We start from the raw sequence: 25,473 nt of genomic DNA, 5'->3' as shown, positions 1-25,473 counted from the left end.
CCCTGGGCCGTCGCCGGCACGGTTGTCATGGGCCCTCCTGCAGCCTCTGCCCGGTCCCGGCACGGCCCCGGCCGAACCGGGGGATGAAGCCGGGGACCTGCCGGCGGTAGGCGGCATAGGCGTCGCCGAACTCGGCATCCATCATCCGCTCCTCCTTCCGGGCCAGGCGCAGATAGACGATGACCAGGACTGGGAACATCAGCAGTGTCAGCAGCGTGGGCCACTGCAACAGGAACCCGGTCATGATTAACAGAAAGCCTATGTACTGCGGGTGCCGCACCCTGGCGTAAGGGCCGGACACGGCCAGCCGGTGCTCCCGCTGGGCCGCGGACAGGACCTGCCAGGACCGGTAGAGCAGGATAAATCCGGCTGCGATCAGGACGTTGCTGAGCAGGTGCAGCGGGCTCAGGTGAGGGTCCCCCTGCCAGCCGGTGAGGTCCTGCCACAAATGGCCGGTGTTGTGGCTGAGCAGGTCCAGGCCCGGGATCCGGTTCCCGAGCCACCCCGAGAGCAGATAGATGGTCAGCGGAAAACCGTACATCTCGGTAAAGAGCGCCACGATGAAAGCCGAGAAACCGCCCAGGGCGCGCCAGTCCAGCTTGGTTCTGGGCCGGACAAAACTGAACGCGAAAATGATGAACACCGCTGAATTGAGGATCACCAGCCACCACAGGTCATACCCGTAGTCAGTGGACATGACTGGCACCCCCGCCGGACTCCGGCCGCCCCGCACCGTGGCCGGCATGACCGTGGCCCCCGTGCCCGCCGTGCATGAACAGATGCATCGACATCATCAGCACCACCCACAGGTACGGCAAAGCGTCCAGGATATGCAGCCAATGGTTGGTGATCAGGTACACCGCAGCGGCGGCGATAAGGACCGTCAGCAGTCCCTGCACCCAAGGCCGCGATGCCCGGGGGGTGGGAAGTTGCCGCGGCTCCGGGCTAGTGCTCATACCCGAAAGTATTGGCCCCGCCACGGCACAGGGAAAGGGCCGAACGGCCCGAGGAAAACACCTTTTCCCGTGAACGGACAGCACAGAACCCTTTGCCAAGCCCTTCCCCGACATACCCCCTATGGGTATAATTCTTGTGTTGTCAGTGAAGTGGTTTGTCCAGCCTCCGGCCGTTACAGCCGTTCAACCCCAACAACCCCCTCTATCCCTCCTGCAGAAGGAAAACTGACATGTGTGGAACCACCGAAACCCGGACCCAGCTGCCCCTCGCCTCAGCAGCACAGCACGGCTGCGGCTGCTGCTCGCCCACAGGCGCAACCCAGGACACTGCCCGGGCCACGGCAAATGCGGCGTCCCCAGCTGCAACAGGAGCAGAGTACGCCCTGGAAGGACTGACCTGCGGACACTGCGTCCAGACCGTGGAAAAGGCCGTCGCCGGCGTAGCGGGCGTGGAGACCGCAACGGTAAAGCTGGTCGCCGGGGGAACCTCACGCCTGACCATCACAGGCAGCGCGCAGCCGGAGGAGCTGGCCGAGGCCGTCCGGTCATCCGGATATGTCCTGGCGGGCGCGGCGAGCTAGGGGGCCGCAGCACGGCACTGGGCCTGCACCGGCGTCAGTGGCCGCCGGTGTGCCCGCCGGTGTGTTCCACCGTGGGGGCCGGTCCGGGGGGCACGTCCTCCGTTCCGGCGCCGCTGATCGCGGGACCGATGACGAACGCGGACAGGGAGAACATGGTGGCGAAGACCAGCAGCCCCAGCACTGGTGCCATCCAGCTGCCAAACCGCCGGTAAAGCCTGACCAGCATTGGAATGGACGCCAGAAGCCCCAGGGCGCCGAACAGTGCCGTGCCGCCGGATCCTGCCACCAGGGCGGTCCCGGCGAGCAGGCCGATGTGGTGCAGAACGTGCGGCAACAGTCCCATGACCAGGCCGACGGCACCGACCACCGTGTGCCGCAGCGACTGGAGCCTGCCCCGGATACCCGGGCCGGCGGGAACAGCTCCGCCCGGTGGCCCAGCTCCTGGGTGCACGTGGTCGGAGGGCTGATCAGCGGTCACGGGCGTTGCCCTGTCCGCTTCGCGTGCCCCGCCGGGGCAACAGCCGGTTCATACCTGTGCGCCGGGCCGTGTCCGGACCCACAAGCACGGGACAGGGCGAGTGATGAAGGACCTGTGCCGACACGGAGCCGAGCAACAACCCGGTGAAACCGCCGCGTCCTGGATCAGTCGTTCCATGCCGACCGTGACCGGGGGGAACTCCCACGCGGTCACGGCGTTCAGCTGCCCGTGGCGCAGCCTCGCCTCGGTGACGGCCCATTCCAGCGCCAGCCTGGACGGAGCCGAGCCGTCCACGCCCACTAGTATCCTGAACACTTCATCGCCGGCCATGAGCTCCGCCTTTCCTGAGGTCCCCGCCATTGTTGCCCCCAGTGTGCTGCCCGCCTGAAGTGCACCGCAAGGGCCGAAACTCCCTACCTGCCCTGGTCGGCTGACTGACGGGGGTGAAACCGAACCCGCCCCAGGATCGTTGTACCGGACAGTGCACTGCCGCAGGGCCGATAGTCTTGAGCGGAAAGCGTTGAACGCGAAAAGGAGGACCCATGACCGCACCGGTATACGGCCCTGCGGTCGCGATCCTTCGCCGCGCGGGCCTCTTGTTCGCCGTTCTGGCCCTGATGGCCGGGATCTTCGGCATGCATGTCCTGACCACCACCCACGCCCTGCACTCGACGGTGTCCTCCGCTTCCGTCGAAGCCCATCACGGCTCATCATCTGCAGCGCAGCCGGCCCACCACACCACGGACACTGTGCCCCGGGATGGCATGCAAAGCGCACATTGCGCAGACCCGGGCCACTGCACCAGTGCGCAGGCCATGAACGCTGCCTGCACTCCGTCAGCGAAGGCCGGCTCCCTAGCCGCGCCGCTGCCCGGGAACGCCATCATCGCCAGGCGCACCAATGCCCGCGACCTTACCGTGACCAGCACGCGCTGGTCCTACCTTCCGGTCAGTCCGTCACCGGGCGAACTGTGTATCAGCCGAACGTAAAATGCTGCCCGCGCCGGGACTGCACCGGCGCTCAGCCCCTGCCCGGCACTTTCTGAAACGGGCGAATCACCAAAGCACATGAACCGGGACGCTGACGTGCCCGCCGATGCCTCAAGGACTTGAATACCAATGATTAATAAGAAGTTTGCCGCCCTTTCCGCGACTGCTGTGGCCGCTGCCCTCGCCCTCACGGGCTGCTCAACCAGCTCCGCCACCTCGCCCAGCAACACCATGTCGGGGATGGACCACGGCTCGGGGATGATGTCCAGCAGCGCACGTGCCGCCACATCTGACCACAACGCCGCCGACACCATGTTCGCCCAAGGAATGATCCCGCACCACGAACAGGCCGTGGAAATGTCCGAAACGATGCTGAAGAAGCAGGACATCCCCACAGCCGTCACTGACCTGGCCACCAGGATCAAGGCAGCCCAAGCGCCCGAAATCGAAACGATGACAGGATGGCTAAAGAGCTGGAACGAATCCGCGACTATGGGCGCAGGCCACAGCATGGACGGCATGATGGGCGACGACGACTTGAAAAAGCTCGAAGCCGCCCAAGGCGCCGAAGCAGCCAGGCTCTTCCTGCAGCAAATGATTGTCCACCACGAAGGCGCCGTGATGATGGCCAAGACCGAAACATCCCAGGGCAAGAACGCGGAAGCGATCAAACTCAGCAAAGACATTGTGACCGCACAGGAATCTGAAATCCAGGAAATGAAGGACCTGCTAGCCACCCTCTAGCCTGCAACACCGCCGGCACCGGCCCCGCCGAGCGGGGCTGGCGCCGGCCCTTCCCATTTCACGGACAAACCTCTGGAGTTTCCCATGCCCCTGCACCCTACAACCACCAAGCCCGCAGCCGCCCTCACCGCCGCTGCCCTCCTGCTCACCCTCTCCGCCTGCACGCCAGGCCCCACCCCCGGCACCCAGCGCGGCTCTGGCCCTTCAACCACTGCATCCGGGCTGCCCAGCTCACACGTCCACGGCCTGAGCGTGAACCGCGAAACGGACCAGGTGCTGCTGGCCACCCACGAAGGCCTGTTTGACGTTACCAAGTCACCGGCCACCAAAATTGGCGGCACCAACGACCTGATGGGCCTTACCGCCCCAGCTGACCAAGGCGTCTTTTACGCATCCGGACACCCCGGCCCCGGCTCCGACCTGCCCAACCCCATGGGCCTGATCAGATCCGTCGACGGCGGCAAGACATGGGAGCAGCTCTCCCGCCAAGGCGAATCCGATTTCCACGCCCTCGCCGCCACCAAATCCGGCATCGTCGCCTACGACGGGACGCTGCAAACCAGCCCGGACGGAAAAACCTGGACCCCGGCAACGGCGGGATTTGTTCCGGCCGTCCTGGCAGGCACCCCGGAAGGTGACACCGTTCTCGCCACCACCCGCGACGGGCTCCAACGCTCCACCGACGGCGGGGAAACCTGGGAACTGAACACCACCGCGCCCATGGTCCAGTTCGTCGCTTTCGCCAGCGCCACGGAAGTAATCGGCGTCGAACCCGGCGGGGCGGTGCACTACTCCACGGACGCCGGAACAACCTGGACACGCACCGGCCATATCGAGGGCCAGGTCCAGGCGGCGACGGCCGTAACCGGCGCGGAAGGCAAACCATGGATCTGGGCCGCGACCACCGAGGGGCTCGTCGTGTCCACCGACGGCGGAGCCACCTTCAGAGCTGCTGACGCCGCATGACGATACAGGCACCACGGCCCTTGCCCAGACCCTCTCAGGCTGCCCTGGCCCGGGGGTCCGCTGGCTTTTCCACGCACTGCTGAGGATCCCAGGCCCCGTGAACCGGGGCCTCGGACTCTATCTGTCGGCGCATGTTGCGTTGAGACTCGGGGTGATCCTCTAAAGCGAGAGAACCGCCATGATGTGGAGTTACGGGCAAAGCAGGGACTGGACGTGGCTGTGGGCTTGGCTCCTGCTCATCGTGATCACGCTGCTGGTAGGGCTGGCGGTCAGGATCACCCGCGCCGGCGTCCATGACGGAAACAGGCCGCCCGACCCCGGGGGCCGGGGCGCCGTCCGCCGCGGGCAAGGCACGCCAAATCCTTGACGAGCGCCTTGCGCGAGCACAAACGGCCAGTTGCAGGTTCGGCTACGCGCCGGCGACGCCCTGAAGCTTCAGCTCGTCAACCAGCTGGTCCGGCCCACCAACCTGCATGTGCATGGCCTCCACGTGTCTCCCGAAGGCAACGGGGACGACATCTTCGTCACCGTGAGCCCCGGCAGTACCTTCAACTACGAATACAAGCTCCCCGACGATCACCCGCCGGGCGTGTATTGGTACCATCCGCACCACCATGGCCTGGTCGCCGATCAGATCTTCGCGGGTCTCTTCGGAGCGATCATCGTCGAGGACGCGGATCCCGTCGACGCCAGTACGGAGCGTGTACTCATAATGTCGGACACCACGCTCGACGGCCTGGGCAGATGGCGCCTCGTCAACGCGTGCGTAGCTCGGTACCTCCGGCTGCGGCTCGATTGACAAGATCTGCAGCTCCTCGGCAAGGACTCCGGTCGCCTCCCCGCACCAGAGACAGCGGAGGAAATACTGCACACCCCTGGAAACCGGGTCGACCTCCTTGTGACGACAGAGGCCCCGCACTGCCCACCTTCCATGTAACAGGCGAACAAGCTGCACCGCTGTCGCCGGTTTCCGTCCGGCAGACAACGGGAGACCGGACCTTAGCTATGAGTCAACTCGGACTCTGTTGGAGCGGCGGGTCCGGGCATATACTTAACGAGCCTGCAGGTAACCATCAGATGACGCCGGGTTGTTCAGGACATGCGAATGTCCGAGCCTTCTCTTAGCGAGATCGCGAAGGTACTTGCAGGTTCTGCGTTTTCTGACCGTTGTGCGGCCGCGTGATGCGCCGGAGCCTGGGGCACCCAGGAACACGCGGTGGGTCTGATCTGATCGGTGGCTGTCTGCCGTAGACGAGGCAGGAAGCGCCAGAATTCCAGCAAGATCGGGAAAGATGTTCGTCGTAACGGAATCAAACAGTCGAAGCCCCTTCAGCATTGCTGGTGGGGCTTCCCCTTTTCGGCCTCCGAGGCCGTGGCGCTCTGCCCCGGAGCCACGCCCATGGCAGTCGTCAGGTTCTGTGTGGATGGACTGTGTGCTTTGACCGATGGGCTTGGCTGGCGTCTTTGGGTTGGGCTGCTTCGAAAATCCTCCCGGTGCCGTGCGCGGCAAAGGCGCTGTGGGCGCGGTTGCGGATGAAGACGATGTCGTCCCCGCTGAGCTGTAATTGGCCGTGGGAGTCTTGAGGAAGCGGCCGGCCGGCGACCTCGCAAAGCTTTGCGGTGATCTTGCGGGGCACGATGGTGTTTCCGGTGTGATCTATGAACCACTGTCGGGTTGCCGGGTCCAGGACAGACCAGAGGGATCTGATGTCCATCCCGGACTCAGTGTTGTCTAGAGGCGTTGTCATGTCATCCGCGTGTGATGGGAAGCTTTTTCGGTTCCGTGGGCAGGGCATCGTCCGGCAGCGGGGCTCGGACTTCCAGTACGCCATTGGTGTAGCTGGCTTTGATGTCTTCTTCCTTCACGCCGTCAGGGAGGGGAATGTTGCGGCTAAAGGATCCGTAGCGGAATTCGGACCGGTAGCGGCCGTTGTCCTTGTGTTCTTCTTTTTCCTGGCGTTCGGCGCGGATCCGTAGGAACCCGTCGTCCATGGTCACTTCAACGTCTTTGTCAGGATCGACGCCTGGCATCTCGGCGCGCACCACCAGTGTCTTGCCATCGACAAACTCTTCCACCCGGATGGGGGCCGGGCCTTCTGTGGTTGCGAACATGCGTTCCATGGCATCCAACAGCTCCGAGGGGGACGTTAGGACGGTATGGAATGGTGAGGTCCGCCGCGAGGATGCAAAGGGTGACCATTTCAGCAGATCAGACATGACGGGTTCTCCAGACTCTTGGCAGGGAGGGCCGGTACAAGGCCCGGTGCCCTTTCAGTAGAAACCCGGTCGTGAGGGGGCAACAGGGGCATAAGGCCCTGTCTTCGGGTCCGGGGGGTGCCTCCATGGTTTTTGTCAAGCGACTGACGGTGTTCGCGCTTCGTAGCGCGGCGAACGCGGATAGGAACCGGGCTCTTTTGAGGATCTTGTTTCCTTTCCGGGAGGGGTGGTCGCCGCGGATGGACGACCCTGATCGCCAGGTCACGGGCGAGGCCTGCGTAGGAGGCCAGGTGTCCTGCGGTGCGAAGTCTTTGCCGGCGATCTCGGTGAGGATCGGTGCTGCGGTCCTGACGCCGACCGCCGGGAGCGACGCCAGGACCGGGTGAAGAGGGTGGGCCTCCACGAGGGCTTCGACCTGGGTGAAGACGGTGTCCCGTGATTCGCGGATGTCGGCGAGCATCCGGGCAAGCTGGGCTATCGAGATCGTCGCAGCATTCGTTCCAACCACGGTCACTGTTTGCTGGTTCACGGCGTCGATGATCTCGGCGGCAAGGCGTTCACCCATCCTGTGCGCGAGCTTTGTCAGCCTTTTCCCGATCCCGCGCCGGGCGGCTTGGTGGGGCGCTTCGGGGTCGGCCAGGTCCGCAGCAGATCCAGCACGGCCGGGTGGATCGGGTCAGCAGGCCCAGGATCCTGTTCGACGTCGCGGTGGCCTGTTTGGCCAGGTCGTCGTCGAAGCCGCAGAGCATGGTCAGTTCGGCGAGCTGTTCGTCGGCGATCTGGATGGAGCGCAGCGTGCAGGGTCCGCGATTCGGCGCATCGCCAGTCCGGGCAGGTATCCGACGGTGACACCGGCGGCTTGGGCAACCGCGACGGGGGAGTGCACCGATTGTGGCTGGCTGGTCAACCACATGCAAGGATGCTGCCGTGCTTGTTCAGAGTCAAGGATCTCGCGCAGCCTGACCTCGGGGAAGAAGCTCCCCGACAAGGGGTTTCTCCGGCACCTACCGGACCCCGGTGACAACACCCCGGATCGTTGACGACTGGGGGCGGCAATCATGCCGGGGCCAGCAGGCCAGCACACTCCTCATCCTGCAACAGGACTGGGGCTACGAAAAAGGTAAAGGGAGGATCCCATACTGGTGGGATGAGGCGTGAATTAGGGGTTTTTCTCCTGCCGTTGTCGCGGGCCCGGGCGTAGTCTGGACATAAAGGCTGATCGTAAGAATGGCTGTTATCCGCGGATGCAGGGTGACCTCCTCTCTCACGTTAATCGCGCAGACTTTATGCCCGGATGGTCTCTAACGGCTTGAAGCCTCGCCAAATGAGGCCCCTGATGGGCCTGGAAGATCTGTATTATGGCTGGTCGCTTCGAGCTCTTCACCGATCATCGGTCCCATGTCCGTTTCCGGGTGCTCGCGCCCGACGGGACGGTCATAGCCGTTTCAGTTCCGTTTGATGACAAGAAAGCCGTGGCGGCAGCGATAGCCGCCGTCCGGGAGTGTGCAGGTACGGGCCTGGTCGAAGACCGTAGCTTTACGGCAGATACCCGCGCCCCGGGCTCTGCGTCCAGTTCGTTTCACCACCGGAACCAGCGTCCGGGGAGGGCGGTTAAGGCAACGACCGTGGCAGCACGGGGCTCCGGGGAAGACTCCGGGGGGGATGGATGGTTTCACGTTGGAAAGCGAAGCCGTGGGGGAGGTTCTTGCTGACATGGCAGCCCAAGCGGTGACCTCCCTCTCGCTTGCGTGTTCTGGTGTGTCGTGCGGGTTCAGCGTTTTCCGCCCCAAGACGACTCCGGTGTTCGGAGGCAGCGGACTGGTGCGGGTGCTGGATGAGCTGCAGGGAAGTCTTGGTGAGGGGCCTGGCCTGGCGGCCAGTACCGGACAGGGCACAGTCCTAGTGCGTGATTTGGCTTGTGATGGCCGGTGGCCGCAGTTAGCCGGTCCTGCTGCGGGGCAGGGCCTCAGGTCCGTCCTCGCCGTGCCGGTGCCTGCTGGAAGCGAGGCCAGCATCGTACTCACGGTGTGTGTTGACCGCCCGGACGCGTTCGACAATGGTGACATCCTTGCCGCGGAAGAGTTCGCGATGGAGGCATCGAGGATCCTCCGGCCGGCACTGCGGATCGCCGAGCTCAAGGACACTTTGCAGAACCTTCACGCAGCACTTGAACACAGAAGCGTCATCGATACGGCTCTGGGCGTGGTGATGGCCCAAAACCACTGCGATCACGACGCCGCGTTCAAAATCCTCATGCGTGCAGCCAGCACCAGAAACGTGAAGCTTCGGGACATCGCGGCAACCGTCCTCGACTCGCTCTCCGGAGAGCCCCTCCGTGCACTTTGACCCCTGACCGCCCCTCAACCCTCGGGCACACACCAGATGCTGCAAAGAATGGTCATGCTTGCCCTGGGCATCTTCCTCAGCAAGGGAACCGCCGGAAGCCCAAGGGGCCGATAGCCGGGAGAAGAACGGTTCCAGGCGCGGCACCAGGCGATTCAGGTTTACGCGCACGAGCCGGGCTTCGCCGCGCCATGTGGTCCATGACCACATGCTCCCAAGCCCTGTACGCCCGCCATCCCCGCAACATCCCACACAGCCACTACGATCTGCTCCTTGCCGGTTAGCAGGCTCAACGCAGCGCATCGCTGCACCTGAGTATGGCCCTACCGGTCTCAGGCGAATCCTTCACACTCCCAGTCGAGCCAGTTCCAAACCCATGGCGCGCGCGAAAATGGCTCCGGGTACATTCTCTGCGTCGAAATGTACGCTGCAGTGCAGCCGACCGGCGTATGAGACAGCCGCCACGCCGAGCCGAACGTTGGCGGCGAGAACGGCAACCGGCCAGATCGCGACGACCGGGGCACCTGCCAGTCGAAACGTGCCAACCGGGCCTTGCACGTTGGTGACGAACCCCGCGACGAGGTGTTGCCTGCGAGCCACTCGGTCCATAATATGGGCTCCGATTGGGCCGCGCATGAACTCAAGGGTTCCCTGCTCCCTCGCCCGCGCTTTCTCTTTGCGGGTCTGCTCTGCAATGAGCCGGACGTGCTCGTCCGTATCTGCCTCGCCAAGCGGCAGCCGCACGAGCATTACCCCGACTTGATTTCCCGATGCCCCGCGGCGCTGCAGCGCGACCGGCACTGAGACGGGTAGCCGGGCGGGGATCTGCTCGCCAGCGGCGGAAAGCAGTGCCCGGTAGCCCGACGCCACGGCAGCGAGCAGGGCGTCGTTGACGGTGGCGCCGGCTGGCCGAACATGCGACTCAAGCGCATCGAGGTCAGCGTCCATAAACACAACCGCGCGGCGGGAACTACGCTCGCCGAGCAGCACAGTGGGACCGACCTCGCGGCCGGCCAGGGTCAGCCGGACGCGACGAAGTGCGAAGCCGAGCCGCCCGAGGGCGTGCCGCAGGTCGCGCCGCCGAGTCTGCTTCGGAACCCGGACAGGATGGGCCTGCGCCGACACCCCTTGCGAATCCACAGGGTCGAAGAGTTTCTGTACTATCGCGGCAGCCGAGATTCCGTCAGCGACAGCGTGGTGGATACGCAGCACTACCCCCATCCCTCCCACGTGCGCGCCCGGCATGACGAGAATCTCCCACAGTGGACGATCCATCCCAAGCGGCGCACTCATCAGTTCCGCGCAAGCCTGCTCGAAGCCAGCGACCCCATCGACCGTCTTGACAAGCCGGATGTGGTGATCCAGGTCGGGCTGGACCTCAACCCAGTGGTGCAGGGGCCCCCGTGCCACCGCCCTCCTCCGGAGCTGCGGCAGCGTCACGATCCGCTCGCGGAGGGTGTCGCGAAACACCACCAGGTCAGGCGCGCCATCGGGACCGACGAAACCGCCCGACTCAAGAACACAGGCGACCAGGAACACATTGACCTGCCCGGCGTGGTCAAGCACCAAGTTCGCCTCGTCGACCGCGGCGAGCCGGTGTGTCTCCGGGCGCATGCAAAAAGCGTAGCAGCCACCCCCCCAGCGTGTGAGGGGAGGATCTGGAGGCGGCCAGGCCTGATTTGCAGATGACGCACCCGCATTGCCTGCGTCAGCCTGGCGTACCGGCTGCGCGTGCGCGGCGACCGATGCTGAGGGCTGTTCTGATGTCGACCTTGGATGTGTAGGAGATGGATCCGTACTGAAAGAGCCGGACGCCAAGGAAGAACATGAGGACAGCGCCGGTGAAGACTATGGCAATGACAATTGCTGCCTCACCGAGGCTGAGAGATCCGAGTCCGTTTCGGAGGAGGGCGGTGACCGGGGCGGAGAACGGGAAGTACGTGAAAACCTGCACGATAAGTGCCTGTGGGTTGGAGAAGATCAGGGAAACCGCGTAGAACGGCACAAAGATCAGCGCGATAATGACGGCCATGAAGTTTCCTGCTTCTTTTGCCGTCGGCATAACGGCGCCGATTGCCACGAGGGTGGTGGTGAACATGGCGAAGCCTCCCACGAGGATGAGGAAGCCGGTGATCATGGGGCCAGGTTCAAAGACCAGGGCCGAGACATCGAAGTCCGGGATGTTGATCTCTTCGCGGAAAAACAGGTAGCCGATGACTATCGGGGAAACGAAGACCACTATCTGCAGTAGCCCGATCGCGAAAAGCGCCAGGACTTTGCCGGTAATCAGGGTGGTCGGTTTTAGGGTGGTCAGGATCATCTCGGTGACCCTGTTCTCCTTCTCCTCCAGTGTCGAGCTCAGCATCTGCCCGGCCAGAAGGATAATCAGCCCGTAGAAGATGACCAGGTAAAACAGCGGCGGCACAGCAGACATGACGCCGCCGGTCTCTTCACCGTCACGGTAGGTCTTCATTTCGATGGTGGCGTCAGAGCTCGCCAGGGCAGAAAGTTCGGTGGAGCCGATACGGGCATTAACGGCTTGGGTCAGCATCGCCTGGGCCACGGCAGAGTACTTGTTGTTTTCGAACAAGCCTTTGTCGGTCCCGTAGACCTTTACGGCTTGGGTTGAAGGGTCTGCAGGGAAGTCAAAGAATGCGTCCAGTGTGCCCGACTGGACGGCCGACATCCCCTCATCCGGCGAGCCTGCCCTTGAGGCCCGGAACGCTGCGGCATGCTCAGGGGTGATGAGGCCGGAGGCGTCGGTGTAGGAGATCGAGAATGCGGCGCTTTGCTGTTCGTCGGCGGCGCTGGCCGTCGCGCTGTTACTGAGGAAGATCAGCCCGAAGACCACGGCCATGATCAGAGGGACGGACAGCGTGCCAACCCAGAAACGTTTCTTGGTTATGGTGCGGAAGAACTCGAAACTGATGACCGTCCTGAGGTTGTGCTGTGCCACGTTATGCCCCTGCAAGTTGGTAGGTCGCCACGTCGGGCTTGTTCTGGTCGCCGTAGACATGGATAAAGATGTCCTCCAGGGAGATTTTGGTGGTGGTGAAGGAACGGACGGCGACGCCGGCGGCGACGAGTTCCTTCAAGATGTCGGCTTCGTCGGTATCATCGGTGACGGACAACTCCGAGTAGTTCGTGTCGTTCAGGGTGATGGTGTATCGCGGCGAGTCGGGGATCTGGCCGGTGTGTTTGAGCCGGATGATGCGGCCGCCGTACATGTTCTGGACTTCGTCGATGGTGCCGTAGGCTTCGGCGGTGCCGTTCTTGAGGAGAATGACCCGGTCACAGAGGCGTTCGACTTCCTCCATCTGGTGGGTGACCATGACGACAGTCGAGCCGTTGTTCTTGTGTTCGTCGATGATGTCCATGAGCAGGCGCCGGTTGACCGGGTCAAAACCTTTGGTCGGTTCGTCCAGGATCAGCAACTCGGGCTCGTTCATGATGGTCACGCCGAGCTGGACCTTCTGTTGCTCGCCGCCGGAGAGTTTATCCAGCTGCAAACCTGCTTTGTCCCCCAAGGCGACCCGTTCAAGGTACTCCTGGGACCAGCGCTTGGCGGCGTACCGGTCCAAGCCTTTGAGCCGGCCGAAGTAGATCATGATGTCCAGGACCTTTTCCTTCTTGTAAAGGCCCCGCTCCTCCGGCAGGTAGCCGAGCCGCCCTCCGTCCTCGGGCCGAAATGGTTTGCCTGCAATGTGCAGGATTCCACCGGTGGGCCGGTAGATGCCCAGCAACGCCCTGATGGTGGTCGTTTTCCCTGAGCCATTGCTGCCCAGGAACCCGAACGTCTCACCTTTGTGAACGTCGAAGGACAGATCGCGGATGACAGTTGTATCCCCGAAATCCATCCGGAAATCTTCGATGTGTACGAGCGCTTCACTCATGCCTGCTCCCAAGTCAACAGATGTAGGCAAGGGCGTTATCGTTCCTGCAGTCGGCGTTGAACTCATGGTTGGACTCTTTTGGAGTCGTTGGCAGGCTCGTCCGGCTGCGTGGGAACATCCTGCGTGGCGATGGTGAGCCGATGGAGATGCAGCGTCCCCAAGACCAAGAAGAGCATCGACAGGAGAACTGCAGGCCAGAAGGCGGAAGGACTCAGAACGGCGCCAAAAAGTGGTTTGACGATTTCGCCTAGGGCGAGAGAAAAGATGACAGTGAATCCAAGGACGTACAGCGCCGGAAGGAAGATCAGACCCATTCTGTGTGACCTAAAGGCCAGGATCGAGAGAATAAGGAACGCCGGCATGATGAAGCACAGGTCCAGGATGAAGATCGAATACAGTGAATCGATCTGCTCGCCAGTGCGCATCAGCGGCAGGAGCATAGCGATCCAGAGCGGATAAAAGATCAGCGGCTGTAGGAGGGCGCCCGCGGCTGAGGCGAGCCGCAGCGTCCTGGGCAGCGCTGCGGCGCGCGTTTCTTTTCTGAAAGTCGCACCGGCGGAGATTAGCGCCCAAAAAGACAGCGTGAATATGGCCATGTAAACCAGGTACAGGCCGTTGTAGGCGCGTTCGATGACGTAGATGCCGTACGCGTAGAAGAGGTAACCCAGAATCCCCAGGGCGATGATCTGCTGCTTGGGCTGGTTCGAACGCCGGGCCAGCGAGAGGCAGAGCAGGATGATGGCCGTGGCCGCGGAGATGAGGTCTTGGGAATAGGCACCGGGAATGATGGCCGGTGCCACGATCCCGGTGTAGATGTCCGGCTCCCAGATGCCTACGACTGACACGAATAGAGTAAGCAGACCTGTCAGGCCCCAGACTATGCTGTTGGCTTTCGGGTGGGCGAGCATTAATCTGCCTTCCGGATACGCGACGGGCCGTGGACGGCCAAGGATGGTGTCAGCTTCCGGGAGAGGTTCCACAGCAGGTACATGGTTCTTGAACGGGTGCTTGTTCCCGAGTGCCTGTTTCCGTGTTTCCCAGTTTTGCGTGCGTCCTCCGGCCGCAACAGGGTACAAAGTCCGCCGTGGATACCCTGCGACGGTAGCGATTTTGCTGCCTAGCAGCGCCGGTTCAGGTATCCGCCGAGCCACCGCTCCATTTCGCGGTAGGCGTTTTTCCTTACCGGGGCTGGTGAGAGGAAGATGTCGTGCACGGCCTTGGGGATCCGCTCCACCGTGACATTGTTTCCGAGGGAAAGAGGCCGGTGCGCGACCACATCGACGTTCACGGCAACGTCGGCCTCCGTTGCCGTTTCCGTCCATCGGGGCTGAAGGTGATCCCGGGTTGAGAGCGGGGTCAGGATCGGGACGTCGATGCTGAGCCCGGCGTCGACAGCACTTTGGGCCTGGAATACGGCTTTGAGGAAGGCGCTGGTGACAGGGAAGCCCCCGGTAGGGGCGCCAGTGTTTGTTGTTCCGCGCCTTGAAATTCCCGCGACGAAGCCAGGGGTGTTGCCAGCCCGTAGGCTGCGGCCCTGGTTATGCAGGGCAAGAGCGAAGAACCGCGCGCCGTTCCGGTACCGGAAATGTGCCAATTTTTGTTGGAGAAAGCAGTCGGACCAGCCAAGGAGGTAGAGGACGTCGGCATCGGCCGCGACGGGGTCCGGTTCTAGTTTTTCACCGGATTGGTACCTCACGAGGGTAGCGACCTCGTTGTCGGTGAGGACGAGCTCCAGCTGTTCGAATCCCTCACCGAGAACATCTTTCGTCCATGATGAGTCCACGGCCTGATTATTCAACAGTTCCTGGAGGCTCGGCTGGTTCAAGGGTGGGCTGCTCGCCCTGTCCACATCAAATGATCTCATCGGCCGCCGTCGACCTCTAGCCTCCCAGCAGCGCATCCAGGGTGACGAAGCCGTAGCCTTGCGCGCTGATCCGCTCGATGATGCCAGGAAGTGCGTCGGCGTCCAGGGTGCTGCCGTCGTCGGGATTGGATCCGATGTGCATGAGGACGATCTCACCGGTCTGGAGTCCTGCGAGGACCCGCTCCGTGACTGTTTGTGTGCTGATGCCACTGCTGGTGCCTTTCCAGCCGAGCGTATCCACGGTCCACCGGACCGCCACGTAGCCGAGGTTGTTGACGGCAGCTATGGTCCGTGCGTCCCGTTCGCCGTAGGGGAAGCGGAAGTACGGGGCGGGATTCGCGCCGGCGTCGAGGATCGCCTGCTCCGCACCCAAAACCTGCTGGGCGATCAACTCGTCAGGGAGGCCGGTAAATCCAGGGTGTGTCATGGAGTGGTTTGCTACACGATGTCCGGCAGCAACTATTTGCCCCACGCCACCCGGATTCGTTTCAGCCCAGTTGCCTGTGAGGAAGAACGTCCCCGGCACCGCGTTGGCCGCCAGGGCTGACAGGATTTTGGGCAGGCCGGCGGCGTTGGCTCCGGCGTCAAAAGTCAGGGCCACTACGCGCCCGGCGCCGGGGAGCACCGTGAGATCCCGGCCGCGGAGAGATGAAGGAAACGGGTCAGCAGGGGGCGGGGCCGTTGTTTCCGGTGGTTCCGGAAGTGGAACAGGCGGCAGCGTTGCGGGCGGCCGGACGGGAGTCTGGCCGGCTTCCGGCGTCTCCGTCCCCATGGGGATGGACGACGGCGCCGGGGAGGGCGAGCGCGACAGGGACGGCGTCGCGGCAGGCGAGCTGGCAGACGGACTCATGGATGCTCCTGGAGGCCACGACGTCGGCGGGCTGCCTTGCCGGGCGCTGATCAGCACTGCGAGCGCTATGGCGAGCAGCAGTAAGGAAAGGGCCGCCGCCAGGGTGACCACGCGCCGTCGTCCATTTCCGGTAATTGTTCTCATGTCCGATCAGATCCAGTTGTCACGACGGACCCTTGATGCTGATCGTGGAGAAGGCGCCTCGCAGGTCAAGGACCAGGGTTCCGCCGGGTGCGTCCGGGCTGTAGGTGTGCTCGTGGGGGTTCCAAATACCTGTCGTGTTTCCCCCGAGGTTGTCCTGGACGGTGCTGAACGCCACCTGGCTGTTGATCCGGACTGGATTATCTGCGGGGATCAGGATGGCCACCGTGCTGGCTGCGGTGTTGATGGCAACGGTGGTGTCGGAAGGCAGCGGACCCGTTCCGGTCAAGGACGTCAGGTCCAGTTGCCCGCTTCCGGCCGCGATGCTGTAACCGTCCATGAGCTGGCCCGTGGACTCGGGAGCCCAGCTGAAGGTGCGTCCCACGGCCACATTGCCCAGGGCGTTGAAGCCTCCGGAGAGTGCGGCGGCCACCAGTGCCGCAACAGCGAGGAAGCCAAGGATGCCGCTGCTGCGGCCCGCCAGCCCTGCGGCGACGATGCCCAGCCCAAGGACCGCCGCTGCCGCTGCCCACGCGAGGGCCACGGCCTGGCGGCTGACGTCAGTGGCATCCCCGGATGCCAGGAACAGCGTAACTCCGGCAACGATGAATGCAATTCCACTGACGACGGCTACGAGCGGATTTCCGGGATCGGCCGGCCGGTGTTGGTTCGGCCGCACATGCGGCGCAGCCGGCCTCGGGCGTGATCGGCCGGCCGTACCCGCGCGGCTGTGTGCACTGATCAGGTACACGACGGCGGCCAGCCAGGTCAGCGGCCAATAGGTCCACCAGTTGTTCGACGGTACTTCGAACAGGCTCAGGTACGTTCCCGACAGGCCGAGTAGCGCCATGAGAGCCGCTCCCGTCATGCCGGCGGACCATTTGCCGTGGGCAGCCTGTTCGGCGTGGATCCGGCCGTCATCCCCGGGCAGCAACGCCCAGGCAAGGCCATAAAGGAACAGGCCAAGGCCGGAGAACAAGGAAAGGGCCACAAAGGCTGTCCTGACGGCGGCCACAGGCACACCCATCCGGATCGCCGTCCCGCTGGCAACGCCGCCCAGCCAGCGCTTCGAACCCCGACGGATGCCCTGGCTGCGGACCCAACCAAAGAACTCCGCTGATGGCACCGGTACCTGCCTGGAGCGGGCTAACCCGTCCGGGTTATTATCCCGGGTGCCGCCGTGTTCAATGCCTCCATGTGTGGCCATCAGCGCTGTTCCCTTCACTTGCTGATCTCCTTAACATGCGCCCGGTTCTGTCCGCGGATCAGAGCCGAAAGTCACCGATCCAGCGGGCACCCGACCCATGACGCGCAGCCGCAGCCAGGCATAAGGTGGAAGGGAGAATATCGCCGCGTGTCCCTGCCGGCGGCCGCTGCAGGGGCCGGACACGGGAGAAAGCCATGCATCCAGGACTGTGTTCATGATGGTTGCGCTGACGGGGCCCCTAGGCTGGCACGCCTCGGGAGACATCCCTCAGGTCCGATCTGCGGCGCAGGATGTCATCGAGTGGTTGCTTGAGGGCGATCCAGCCCTTCGGTGGCAGGTCCTTCAGGACTTGGCGGGTGCGGCCCCGGGCGAGGTGTCCTTTGAGCGGCACCGCGTAGCATCGGAAGGCTGGGGTGCCAGGCTGCTTGCATCCCAGGACGGTGAGGGCACGTGGGCGAAGGGCCTCTACCTTCCCAAATGGACGTCCACTACGTACACGCTCCTCCTCCTTCGCTGGCTGGGCCTTCCCGCTCGGGACCCGCGGGCCATCCGCGGGTGTCAGCGCTTGTGGGAAGGCGCCACGTACACCGACGGGGGACTGACGCTGGGGTACCGCGCCCCGGAAACATGCATCACAGGCATGCTCGTCCTGCTGGCCTCGCATTTCCTGTATTCGGACCCGCGCGTAGACGAAGCGGTGGCATGGTTGCTGCGGGACCAGCTCCCCGACGGGGGCTGGAACTGCCGGGCCGTGAGGACGGGCTCCCGCCATTCCTCCTTCCACACGAGCGTCATCGTCCTTGAGGCGTTGCTCGCGTACCGGGCCTCTGGTGGGGAGATCGATGTCCGGGAAGCATCTGCACGGGGGCGGGATTTCTTCCTCCTCCACCACCTCTACCGTTCCCACACGACCGGCAGGATAGCCAGGCAGGAGTTCACCCGCTTTCCGTTTCCCCCGCAATGGCATTTTGATGTCCTCCGGGGCCTGGAGTACTTCAGGGATGCTGGATCCCCGCCGGATTCCCGACTGTCAGAGGCGGTGGAAAGCATACTCGCAGCGCGGAGTCCGGACGGTAGATGGAAGCGCTATGCCCCCTACCCTGGCCGGCAATGGTTCACTCTTGAGCCGCCCGGACCGAGCCGGATAACTACCCTTCGGTGCCTGCGTGTCCTGGGCTGGTACTCAAGCGGGCAGGGCGCCGGGACCAAAGCCTCTGGCAACGCTGCGCAGCCCGGGTGAGAGTGTTTTCAGGGCCGGTGCGATAGCAGCCCCGGCCGGCGCCGGAGGAATTGCGATGATGTTTTGGAACGGAAACATGGGCGGCTGGGGCTACGCCCTGATGGTGATCAGTTTTGTGCTGTTCTGGGGTGCCGTCATCGCCGCGATCGTGCTCCTGGCCCGGGGCCTCGGCTCCGGTAACCGGGGCCGAGATACCGGCGCAAGCCCCGGCACGGGATCCGGGTCCGCGGAGGACCTGCTCGCCGAGAGGTTTGCCCGCGGCGAAATCGACGAAACGGAGTACAACGCCAGGCTGAACGTGCTCCGACGCGGCCCCCAACGATGAGGCTCAGCCGTCCAGTATCCGCCACTGCCGGCTGGCGTGATCGCAGCCTATGCGCCCGGCGCTTGCCGGCACGTGGCCGGTAGCCGTGCCATGGACCTTCGCCTTGTTCCCCGGGTGCTGTTCCTCCGCGCCGCATGGCGCCGGAGTGACCCCTGCGGACGGTCCTTTACCCGGGCGGGCGGCAGGGACAGGCCATGACCGAATCACCTACCGCGTCCGCGGCGTTGTCACCTTTCGACGCTGTGATCTTTGACTTGGACGGCGTGGTGACGGACACGGCCTCCGTGCATGAAGCAGCGTGGAAAGAGCTCTTCGACGGGGTGCTGGAAGATCCGCGGATTCCGTCCGACGCCAGGAGGGGCCCCTTCACGTCAGGTGATTACCTGGACTATGTGGACGGCAGACCCCGGGAAGACGGCGTAACAACCTTCCTCGCGTCCCGAAACGTCGCCCTGCCCGCCGGCGGCCGTGCTGACGCGGCCGGAACCTGGTCTGTCCACGGCATGGCAAAACTTAAGGACAGGCGATTTAAAGAGAGGTTGGCGCGCGACGGCGTGAAGACGTTTCCCGGCGCGGTCGCCCTGATAGAGAGGCTCCGCGCGGCCCGGGTCCCCGTGGCTGTTGCCACCTCCAGCCGCAATGCGTCCCCCGTCCTGGCCGCGGCGGGGCTCTCGAAGTCTTTTGACCTGGTCATGAACGGCGTCATCGCGGCCGAGTTGGGACTCCCGGGAAAACCAGACCCCGCCGTGTTCCTTGAAATCGTGCACCGACTCGGTGTCTCACCCGCCCGGGCAGTGGTGATTGAAGATGCCATAGCCGGCGTGGAGGCAGCACGCCAGGGTGGCTTCGGCCTGGTTGTGGGCATCGACAGGGCAAACAGGCGAGCCGAGCTGGAGGCCGCGGGCGCCGACGTCGTACTGACTGATGTAGCACAGCTCGACCTCGGCCGCGTCCTCACTGACCCCTGGCGCCTCATCTACGAAGGCTACGATCCGGCCCATGAAGGTCACCGGGAGGCATTAACAACCCTTGGAAACGGTTACGTGGCTGTCCGCGGCGCTGAGCCCGAGAGCAGCAGGAGCGACGTCCACTACCCCGGTACCTATCTTGCCGGGGTCTACAACCGGCTGTTGAGCACCGTCCAGGGCCAGGACGTCGAAGACGAGCACATGGTCAATGCTCCCAACTGGCTGGTGCTCGATGTCCGGCTGGACGGAACGGACTGGTGCTCACGGGGCGGCCTGAAGATCCTCCGCGAACGGCGGATACTGGACATGCGCCGGGCCACCCTTGAACGGGAAGCAGTGCTGGAGGCTCCTGATGGCCGCCGGCTGGCACTGGGCCAGCGCCGATTCGTGTCAATGGCCCAGCCGCACCTGATGGCGCTCAACGTAACGTTGACCGCATTGGGCTGGAGCGGGTCCGCCGAGATCCGCAGCGGAGTGGATACCGGCATCACCAACGAGAACGTGCCCGAAGATGCCCTCCTGGCACATCACCACCTCCTCGGACTGGGGGTCACTGAGCCAGCAGGGCCGATTCCGGTCATCGAAGTGGAAACCAGCCAAAGCCATGTCAGGATCGCTACCGCTTTGCGCACGGACGTCACCGGTCCGGCCATCCCGGGTGATCCGGGAGAGCAGGACGGCCACCATTACCGCTCCTGGGACCTTCAACTGGAAAATGCCAAGCCGGTGGTGGTTACCAGGACCGCAGCCGTGGTCACCTCCCGTGACCGGGCAATTTCCTCGCCCGCGCTGGCAGCGGCGAACGTACTCAGGACCGCTTCGCCAAGCTTTGACAGCTTGCTCGCTGAGCACGAGGCTGCCTGGGGAAGACTGCTGAGCTTGTTCGCCATCGACATCGGCGGCAGCCCCCAGGTGCAGTTGATCCTGAACCTCCACGTTTTCCATCTGCTGCAGACGCTCAGCCCGCACACGGCAGAACTTGACGCTGGTGTACCCGCACGCGGACTGCACGGTGAGGGCTACCGCGGCCACATCTTCTGGGACGAATTGTTTGTCCTGCCGCTACTCACCTCCAGAATGCCGTCCGTAGCGCGTTCCGTCATTAACTACCGGTGGCGCCGGCTTCCGGCCGCCCGTGAAGCCGCTAAGGAGTCGGGGCTCAAAGGAGCGCTCTTTCCCTGGCAGAGCGGCAGCGACGGCAGGGAGGAAACGCCGCGTTGGCTCTTCAACCGTCGCTCCGGCCGGTGGTTACCGGACTATTCGCACCTCCAGCGGCATGCGGGCCTCACGGTCGCCTACAACGCCTGGCAATACTTCATGGCCACGCAGGACCGGGAATGGCTGCTGCGCCAGGGTGCCGAACTGGTTGTTGAAGTAGCCCGGCTCGTCGCCTCCATGGCCGAATACGACCGGGAGGCGGACCGTTTCCATCTCCGGGGAATCATGGGCCCGGACGAGTATCACACCGGCTATCCGGACAACCCCGGCGCAGGCCTGGACGACAACGCCTACACCAACGTCATGGCCGCCTGGGTATGTGCCCAGGCCTGCGAAATTCGCTCCCTGGTCCACGGGCACGACCTGGCGGACCTCACGGCACGCCTGGCGATGGAACATGCGGAGATTGAGCGGTGGCGGCACGTCAGCACACGGATGTACGTGCCGTTTCACGAGGGCATCATCAGCCAGTTCGCCGGATACGAGCAACTGCAGGAACTGGACTGGGACCATTACCGGAACGCCTACCGGAACATCGAACGCCTGGACCTGATCCTGGAGGCCGAAGGAGACAGCCCCAACCGGTATCGCCTGGCCAAGCAGGCTGACGTGCTGATGCTTCTGTACGTCCTTGGCGGGCAGGAACTGATGGCTTTCCTGGCCAGGCTTGGCTATGACGTGACCGCCGCGCAGCTGGAAGCCACCGTTGATTACTACTTGGCCCGGACAGCACATGGCTCCACCCTCAGCCGGGTGGCACATGCTTCCGTGCTCGCGGCAAAAGATCCTGACCGGGCCTGGAGCACGTTCCGTGAAGCCCTCAGCGCAGATCTCGATGACACGCAGGGCGGCACGACACGGACAGGGATACACCTGGGCGCAATGGCTGGAACCATCGACGTCGTGCAGCGGAGCTTCGCAGGCCTGAGAATCACCTCTGATGCCCTCCTATTCGCGCCAAAAATGCCGAAAGGCATCAAGAGCGTTTCCTTCCACGTCCGGTACCGGGACCACCTGCTCGGGGTCGTCCTGGAGCACGGGAAACTGACCGTTTCAGCGGCACCAGGCGACGCTGTCCCCATCTGGCTGCAGGTCGGCCCGGAACGCCACCAGCTGGCGGCTGGTGACCAACGGCAGTTCCTGCTGGGCGCCGGCTAACCAAAACAGGTACGACGGCGGACCCGCCTAGGCCATGGATCCTTCCGACCCGGGCGGGTGCACTACCAGGACCGGGCAGTGGGCATGGGCGACGCAGGCGCCGCTGACCGATCCCAGCAGCGTCCCGGCGAAACCTCCGTGCCCGCGGCGCCCGACCACCAGCAGCGACGCCTGCCGGCTTCCATTAACCAGCTCTGTTCGCGGAGATCCATGAACAAGCCTGAGCACAACATCCCGGGGGCGCTCGGGGCCAAAAGCCTCCCTGATTGCACGTTCCAGCTTCTCCTCTGCCTCGTGCGCGAAACCCTCCACCCCCATGGCAAGGTAGCCTTCATAGCCCGCCGGATACTCCCAGCACCCCCAGGCCTCCAGTCGTGCGCCCGTAGCCAGTGCGAATCGTTGCCCCTGGCGGAGGGCTTCGATGGACGCTTCGGAGCCGTCCACACCGACAATGATCTTCTCTGCGGCCTTGGCCATGATTTGTTCCCCAAGCTGTACGTGACGGACTTGATGACAGCATCGCCCCCCGAGGCTGCGGCAGAACAGAGTCCAAGGTCATGACGCCGCCGGCCCACGCGGCGCCCTCGGTGCCCGGCATGACCTTTGGCCCTAGACGCCGCCGCCCGCCGGGTGTTCCCTGTCATCGAACCGAACGTCGGCAACACGGGAGCAGAAGTGGCACAACGGGCTGGTCCGCCCAGATCCGGGGTGGACGCAACAGGCCTGACTTCCCAACGCGCCGCTGAACTGCTGAAGGAATCAGGCCCTAACGTTCTTCCCGCAGCGAAGACCGTCCCACAATGGCGCAAGCTCCTTGGGGAATTGACCCATTTCTTCGCCGTCATGCTGTGGTGTGCGGCCGCGCTGGCGTTCATTGGCGGGATGCCGCAGCTTGGCATCGCCATTATCGTGGTGGTCCTCGTCAACGGGGTCTTCGCCCACATCCAGCAGGAACGTGCCCAGCACGCGGCCGCAAAACTGCGGGGACTGCTCCCCGCCGACGTCTCGGTTCGCCGCGACGGCCGCATTCTCAGGGTCCACACCAGTGAACTGGTGCCTGGGGACGCCGTGGTCCTGTCGGCGGGTGACCGGGTACCGGCCGATGTTGTCTTTGCCGCCGCGTCCGGCTGCGCCGTGGATGAGTCCATGCTGACAGGGGAAAGTGAAGCGGTATCGAAGACCAGCGGTGACAGCGCCTGGGGCGGAACATTCCTTGTTAACGGCGAAGCGGACGCTGTGGTGTCACGCACCGGCGGAAACACCAGGCTTGCCGGAATCGCCGCGCTGACCAGCGGAACGGTATCACCGCCGACACCGCTGGCACTGGAGCTGCGCCGTATCGTCCGCCTCATCGCGGCCGTCGCAATGGCCGTGGCCGGATTCTTCTTCCTTGTGTCCCTGCTGGTGGGCATCCCGTGGCGCGACGCGTTCCTCTTTGCCATCGGCGTTGCCGTGGCCCTCGTCCCCGAAGGCCTGCTGCCCACCGTCACCCTTTCGCTGGCGATGGGGGCACAGCGGATGGCGGCGCGCAATGCCCTGGTCCGCAACCTGGAGGCCGTGGAAACCCTGGGATCCACCACCTTTATCTGCACCGACAAAACAGGAACCCTGACGCAGAACCGGATGAACGCCGTCGAGGTTTTCACCGCCGCCGGCCGGGTGAAAGTGAGGGGGGAGGGCTACGAGCCAGAAGCTGACATTGAGGGAGATGCGCTCTCCGCCGCCACCAGGACTGCGCTCGCGGCGCGGGCCGCCTCCCAGGGCAGGGCCGTCCTCCACGGAAGTGAGTGGACGGCTGTGGGGGATCCGATGGAGGCAGCCATCGATGTGCTGGCCCGACGCCTGTCCGGACCCCTTCCCGGAGATGCGACACCCGCGCGGCGCTTCGCCTTCGATCCACGCCGGCGCCGCGAATCGGTCATTGTGGGTGCGACCCTCTATGTCAAGGGCGCGCCCGAGTCTGTCCTCCCGCTCTGCGGAAAGTCCACAGGCCCTGCCGCGGAGGAAGTTGAAACGATGGCTTCACGGGGGCTGAGGGTCATAGCCGTCGCCGTCCGCAAACTGCCCGGCCCGCGGGAGCACTGGCTGGAGCGTCCGCCGGAAGAGGTCGAGACCGGTCTTGCATTGCTGGGTCTGATCGCCCTGCACGACCCGCCCAGGCCGGACGTAGGCGACGTGATCCGGACCGCCCGCGAGGCCGGCATCAGCGTGGGGATGATCACGGGCGACCACCCCGCAACCGCCGCAGCCATAGCTCGGGAAATCGGACTGATGGGATCCCCCGAACTGGTCCTCGAGGGGGCGCTTCTACCCGAGGACGAACAGGTCCTGGGCGCCTTGCTCGACCGGGACGGCATCGTGGTCAGCCGGGTCTCCCCGGAACAGAAATTGCGCGTGGCCAAGGCCCTGCAGGGCCGTGGCCACGTTGTGGCAATGACGGGCGACGGCGTCAACGACGGCCCAGCGCTGCAAGAGGCCGACATCGGGGTAGCCATGGGGCGCAGCGGGACCGATGTTGCCCGCGAGGCCGCCGACCTCGTGCTCCTGGATGACCACTTCGCCACGATCGTGGCAGCAATTGAACAAGGCCGCGCCACATATTCGAACATCCACCGCTTCCTCACCTATCACCTGACAGACAATGTTGCCGAACTGACGCCCTTCGTCATCTGGGCGCTGTCAGGCGGGCAGTTTCCGCTCGCGCTGGGCGTCCTGCAGATCCTCGCCCTCGACATTGGAACCGACCTGCTTCCCGCACTCGCATTGGGCGGTGAAAAGCCAGGAAAAGGAGTTCTGAAACGGCCACCGGAGAGGCGGCACCTCATGGACCGTCAGCTGATGTTCCGGGTGTTTTGCGTGCTGGGGCCTGTGGAGGCAGTGATGGAGATGACGGCGTTTTCGGTGGTGCTTTTCGGCGGCGGGTGGATGCGCGGGGATGCCCAGGACACCGGCCTGGTGATGGCGGCGTCCGGAGCCGCCTTTAGCGCCGTCGTCCTCGGACAGCTCGCGAACGCCTTTGCCTGCCGCAGCGCCAGCCTGCCGCCGTGGAAGCTGGGCTGGCTCACCAACCGTCTGCTGTCCTGGGCCGTCCTCGCGGAAGTCGGAGCCTTGGCCGTGTGCTTGTTCGTTGTTCCTTTTGCTGCGCTGCTGGGGCACCTCCCGCCGCCGCCGGCTGGGTTCGTTGTCGCCGCCGTGGCGGTACCGGCAGTGTTCGCCGCAGACTGGGCTTACAAGAGGCTTCGGCGGCCCGCCGGCGGCGCGTAGCTTTTCACCGCACGCCAGTCCGCAGGACCAAAGCCTCTGCTGCGTCCCCGGTTCCGCCGGGAGGATCAAGC

General features: G+C 64.2%; 24 protein-coding genes and 4 pseudogenes. 12 read left to right on the top strand and 16 right to left on the bottom strand.

Annotation, left to right across the window (positions count from 1 at the left end; genetic code table 11):
* Positions 1-25: 25 nt before the first annotated feature.
* Entirely contained in the window at positions 26-697 is a 672-nt protein-coding gene (locus tag NFC73_RS06705) for a methyltransferase family protein (protein ID WP_254748710.1), read from the bottom strand.
* Positions 687-956, bottom strand: a complete 270-nt coding sequence (locus NFC73_RS06700) for a DUF2933 domain-containing protein (protein WP_254748709.1) — start codon at positions 954-956, stop codon at positions 687-689. The genes NFC73_RS06705 and NFC73_RS06700 overlap by 11 nt, the downstream gene beginning before the upstream one ends.
* 230 nt (positions 957-1,186) lie before the next feature.
* Here NFC73_RS06700 and NFC73_RS06695 point away from each other — a divergent pair, with 230 nt between their 5' ends.
* Positions 1,187-1,537 (top strand): heavy-metal-associated domain-containing protein, encoded by a 351-nt coding sequence (locus tag NFC73_RS06695; RefSeq protein WP_254748708.1) that lies wholly within the window; start codon positions 1,187-1,189, stop codon positions 1,535-1,537.
* A gap of 34 nt (positions 1,538-1,571) precedes the next feature.
* Here NFC73_RS06695 and NFC73_RS06690 read toward each other — a convergent pair whose 3' ends face one another.
* The 3 genes and pseudogenes from NFC73_RS06690 to NFC73_RS06680 all read right to left on the bottom strand — a co-directional run.
* On the bottom strand, positions 1,572-2,015 hold the full coding sequence (locus NFC73_RS06690) for a hypothetical protein (protein ID WP_254748707.1): 444 nt from the start codon (positions 2,013-2,015) through the stop codon (positions 1,572-1,574).
* Positions 2,005-2,175, bottom strand: a pseudogene (locus tag NFC73_RS20970) (universal stress protein); the annotation flags it as partial. The gene NFC73_RS06690 and the pseudogene NFC73_RS20970, both read right to left, overlap by 11 nt.
* A gap of 83 nt (positions 2,176-2,258) precedes the next feature.
* Positions 2,259-2,345 (bottom strand): annotated as a pseudogene (locus NFC73_RS06680) (universal stress protein); the annotation flags it as partial.
* Between the two features lie 212 nt (positions 2,346-2,557).
* On the opposite strand from NFC73_RS06680, the gene NFC73_RS06675 reads away from it, so the two are divergent.
* The 5 genes and pseudogenes from NFC73_RS06675 to NFC73_RS06655 form a co-directional block, all read left to right on the top strand.
* Positions 2,558-3,004 carry a DUF6153 family protein gene (locus tag NFC73_RS06675; protein WP_254748706.1) on the top strand — a complete coding sequence of 149 codons (447 nt, stop codon included), beginning with the start codon at positions 2,558-2,560 and terminating at the stop codon, positions 3,002-3,004.
* 129 nt (positions 3,005-3,133) lie between these two features.
* The gene (locus NFC73_RS06670; RefSeq protein WP_254748704.1) at positions 3,134-3,748 is read left to right on the top strand and encodes a DUF305 domain-containing protein; all 615 of its coding nucleotides are present in this window, start codon (positions 3,134-3,136) and stop codon (positions 3,746-3,748) included.
* A gap of 84 nt (positions 3,749-3,832) precedes the next feature.
* Complete coding sequence (locus NFC73_RS06665) at positions 3,833-4,714, top strand: F510_1955 family glycosylhydrolase (RefSeq protein WP_254748702.1); 882 nt, start codon at positions 3,833-3,835, stop codon at positions 4,712-4,714.
* A 178-nt stretch (positions 4,715-4,892) separates the two neighbouring features.
* The gene (locus tag NFC73_RS06660) at positions 4,893-5,081 is read left to right on the top strand and encodes a hypothetical protein (protein ID WP_254748700.1); all 189 of its coding nucleotides are present in this window, start codon (positions 4,893-4,895) and stop codon (positions 5,079-5,081) included.
* A gap of 36 nt (positions 5,082-5,117) precedes the next feature.
* Positions 5,118-5,624 (top strand): annotated as a pseudogene (locus NFC73_RS06655) (multicopper oxidase family protein); the annotation flags it as partial.
* 499 nt (positions 5,625-6,123) lie between these two features.
* Here NFC73_RS06655 and NFC73_RS06650 read toward each other — a convergent pair.
* The 3 genes and pseudogenes from NFC73_RS06650 to NFC73_RS06640 all read right to left on the bottom strand — a co-directional run.
* Complete coding sequence (locus NFC73_RS06650; protein WP_254748698.1) at positions 6,124-6,462, bottom strand: hypothetical protein; 339 nt, start codon at positions 6,460-6,462, stop codon at positions 6,124-6,126.
* Position 6,463: 1 nt separating this feature from the next.
* Positions 6,464-6,931 (bottom strand): Hsp20/alpha crystallin family protein, encoded by a 468-nt coding sequence (locus NFC73_RS06645; protein WP_254748696.1) that lies wholly within the window; start codon positions 6,929-6,931, stop codon positions 6,464-6,466.
* Between the two features lie 160 nt (positions 6,932-7,091).
* A pseudogene (locus tag NFC73_RS06640) lies at positions 7,092-7,870 on the bottom strand (IS110 family transposase); the annotation flags it as partial.
* Positions 7,871-8,289: 419 nt separating this feature from the next.
* Between NFC73_RS06640 and NFC73_RS20840 the strand changes: the two are divergent.
* Positions 8,290-8,643 carry a DUF1508 domain-containing protein gene (locus NFC73_RS20840; RefSeq protein WP_308292653.1) on the top strand — a complete coding sequence of 118 codons (354 nt, stop codon included), beginning with the start codon at positions 8,290-8,292 and terminating at the stop codon, positions 8,641-8,643.
* Positions 8,644-8,914: 271 nt separating this feature from the next.
* Positions 8,915-9,277 (top strand): ANTAR domain-containing protein, encoded by a 363-nt coding sequence (locus NFC73_RS06630; RefSeq protein WP_254748694.1) that lies wholly within the window; start codon positions 8,915-8,917, stop codon positions 9,275-9,277.
* Between the two features lie 342 nt (positions 9,278-9,619).
* On the opposite strand, the gene NFC73_RS06625 is transcribed toward NFC73_RS06630, so the two are convergent.
* The 7 genes from NFC73_RS06625 to NFC73_RS06595 all read right to left on the bottom strand — a co-directional run bounded on the left by NFC73_RS06625 (position 9,620) and on the right by NFC73_RS06595 (position 17,247).
* Positions 9,620-10,888: a wax ester/triacylglycerol synthase domain-containing protein gene (locus NFC73_RS06625; RefSeq protein ID WP_254748692.1), complete on the bottom strand. Its 1,269-nt coding sequence runs from the start codon at positions 10,886-10,888 to the stop codon at positions 9,620-9,622.
* 94 nt (positions 10,889-10,982) lie between these two features.
* Positions 10,983-12,230, bottom strand: a complete 1,248-nt coding sequence (locus tag NFC73_RS06620; RefSeq protein WP_254748690.1) for an ABC transporter permease — start codon at positions 12,228-12,230, stop codon at positions 10,983-10,985.
* Between the two features lies 1 nt (position 12,231).
* On the bottom strand, positions 12,232-13,167 hold the full coding sequence (locus tag NFC73_RS06615; protein ID WP_254748688.1) for an ABC transporter ATP-binding protein: 936 nt from the start codon (positions 13,165-13,167) through the stop codon (positions 12,232-12,234).
* 62 nt (positions 13,168-13,229) lie between these two features.
* A complete protein-coding gene (locus NFC73_RS06610; RefSeq protein ID WP_254748686.1) occupies positions 13,230-14,075 on the bottom strand; it encodes a hypothetical protein in 846 nt (281 codons plus the stop codon).
* 209 nt (positions 14,076-14,284) lie between these two features.
* Positions 14,285-14,950, bottom strand: coding sequence for a hypothetical protein (locus tag NFC73_RS06605; protein WP_254748684.1), 666 nt, complete (start codon positions 14,948-14,950; stop codon positions 14,285-14,287).
* A gap of 97 nt (positions 14,951-15,047) precedes the next feature.
* Positions 15,048-16,025 (bottom strand): polysaccharide deacetylase family protein, encoded by a 978-nt coding sequence (locus NFC73_RS06600; RefSeq protein ID WP_254748682.1) that lies wholly within the window; start codon positions 16,023-16,025, stop codon positions 15,048-15,050.
* A 19-nt stretch (positions 16,026-16,044) separates the two neighbouring features.
* Entirely contained in the window at positions 16,045-17,247 is a 1,203-nt protein-coding gene (locus NFC73_RS06595; RefSeq protein WP_254748680.1) for a PspC domain-containing protein, read from the bottom strand.
* A gap of 196 nt (positions 17,248-17,443) precedes the next feature.
* Between NFC73_RS06595 and NFC73_RS06590 the strand changes: the two genes are divergently transcribed.
* The 3 genes from NFC73_RS06590 (at position 17,444) to NFC73_RS06580 (ending at position 22,138) form a co-directional block, all read left to right on the top strand.
* Positions 17,444-18,469, top strand: a complete 1,026-nt coding sequence (locus NFC73_RS06590) for a prenyltransferase/squalene oxidase repeat-containing protein (RefSeq protein WP_254748678.1) — start codon at positions 17,444-17,446, stop codon at positions 18,467-18,469.
* Positions 18,470-18,524: 55 nt separating this feature from the next.
* Positions 18,525-18,794 (top strand): SHOCT domain-containing protein, encoded by a 270-nt coding sequence (locus tag NFC73_RS06585; protein WP_254748676.1) that lies wholly within the window; start codon positions 18,525-18,527, stop codon positions 18,792-18,794.
* Between the two features lie 194 nt (positions 18,795-18,988).
* Positions 18,989-22,138, top strand: a complete 3,150-nt coding sequence (locus NFC73_RS06580) for an HAD-IA family hydrolase (RefSeq protein WP_254748674.1) — start codon at positions 18,989-18,991, stop codon at positions 22,136-22,138.
* Positions 22,139-22,165: 27 nt separating this feature from the next.
* Here NFC73_RS06580 and NFC73_RS06575 read toward each other — a convergent pair whose 3' ends face one another.
* A complete protein-coding gene (locus tag NFC73_RS06575) occupies positions 22,166-22,615 on the bottom strand; it encodes a universal stress protein (protein ID WP_254748672.1) in 450 nt (149 codons plus the stop codon).
* Positions 22,616-22,813: 198 nt separating this feature from the next.
* On the opposite strand from NFC73_RS06575, the gene NFC73_RS06570 reads away from it, so the two are divergent.
* Positions 22,814-25,402, top strand: a complete 2,589-nt coding sequence (locus tag NFC73_RS06570; protein ID WP_254748670.1) for a cation-translocating P-type ATPase — start codon at positions 22,814-22,816, stop codon at positions 25,400-25,402.
* Positions 25,403-25,473 lie beyond the last annotated feature (71 nt).

This window comes from Pseudarthrobacter humi, assembly GCF_024294965.1.
Taxonomy (GTDB): domain Bacteria; phylum Actinomycetota; class Actinomycetes; order Actinomycetales; family Micrococcaceae; genus Arthrobacter; species Arthrobacter humi.
Note: the sequence above shows the minus strand (reverse complement) of the source record. Positions and strands in the feature narration are given on the sequence as shown.